The 1,411-nt window shown below is 44.4% G+C and carries 1 tRNA gene and 2 rRNA genes; all 3 read right to left on the bottom strand.

The features are described 5' to 3' along the window. Positions 1-443: ribosomal RNA gene (locus tag E5347_RS16695) — 23S ribosomal RNA — on the bottom strand; the annotation flags it as partial. A 274-nt stretch (positions 444-717) separates the two neighbouring features. Next, positions 718-794 (bottom strand) — tRNA-Ile (locus E5347_RS16690). Between the two features lie 103 nt (positions 795-897). Then, a 16S ribosomal RNA gene (locus E5347_RS16685) occupies positions 898-1,411 on the bottom strand; the annotation flags it as partial.

The raw sequence follows: 1,411 nt of genomic DNA, 5'->3' as shown, positions 1-1,411 counted from the left end.
CCTGCTTCCCACAAGGTTTCACGTGTCTCGTGGTACTCTGGATCAGAACTTGATTATTATCACTTTCACTTACGTGGCTATTACACTCTATGGCTCAACTTTCCAGTTGTCTTCAATTAGTAATAACTTCTCGTTAATGTTCTGTCCGCAACCCCAGAGATAAATCTCTGGTTTGGGCTCTTTCCCTTTCGCTCGCCGCTACTAAGAAAATCGATTTTTCTTTCTCTTCCTCTAGGTACTTAGATGTTTCAGTTCCCTAGGTTTACCTTCCTGCAACTATTTATTCATTACAGGATACATGGGGTTTCCCATGTGAGTTCCCTCATTCGGAAATCTTCGGATCACTGGCTATGTGCGCCTACCCGAAGCTTATCGCAGCTTATCACGTCCTTCATCGGCTCCTGATGCCAAGGCATTCACCATGCGCCCTTTGTAGCTTGACCTATATGTCATTTAATTATAAGCTTCGTATCTCTTCGTCGATTTCGTCCATCACTTACTCACGTATAAAATACGTTCCGTCGTTCAGTCCTCATCTCCTCGGCCTACTCGCTTCTAATTAAATTCCTCTCTAATTTCATCCTAGTTTACCAATTTTCTGTAAACGTTTTGAAAAAATTAGGTGGTTATTTATTTAGTAATAAATTACAAAGTTATTCACAAAGAATATTTTTGGCTTGTTGTTATTTATATTCATATGCAATTTTCAAAGAACAATGGTGGGTCTAAATGGACTCGAACCATCGACCTCACGCTTATCAGGCGTGCGCTCTAACCAGCTGAGCTATAGACCCATATTTTTTGAAGAACTTAGTCTTTCAAAATTGAACAGAAGTTAAGAAACCAGTCTTCTAAGTTGTACTAGATAAGCGCCTTGCTTACTAGATTTCTCCATAGAAAGGAGGTGATCCAGCCGCAGGTTCTCCTACGGCTACCTTGTTACGACTTCACCCCAATCGCTGACCCTACCTTAGGTCGCTGCCTCCCTTACGGGTTAGCTCACGAACTTTGGGTATTGCCAACTCTCATGGTGTGACGGGCGGTGTGTACAAGGCCCGGGAACGTATTCACCGCGACATTCTGATTCGCGATTACTAGCAACTCCAGCTTCATGTAGGCGAGTTTCAGCCTACAATCCGAACTGAGACAAGTTTTATAGTTTAGCTCCACCTTGCGGTATTGCATCTCGTTGTACTTGCCATTGTAGCACGTGTGTAGCCCTAGACATAAGGGGCATGATGATTTGACGTCATCCCCACCTTCCTCCCGGTTAACCCGGGCAGTCTCGCTAGAGTGCTCAACTAAATGGTAGCAACTAACAATAAGGGTTGCGCTCGTTGCGGGACTTAACCCAACATCTCACGACACGAGCTGACGACAACCATGCACCACCTGTCATCCTGTCCCCGAA

This window comes from Clostridium sartagoforme, from assembly GCF_004794105.1.
Taxonomy (GTDB): domain Bacteria; phylum Bacillota; class Clostridia; order Clostridiales; family Clostridiaceae; genus Clostridium; species Clostridium sartagoforme_B.
Note: the sequence above shows the minus strand (reverse complement) of the source record. Positions and strands in the feature narration are given on the sequence as shown.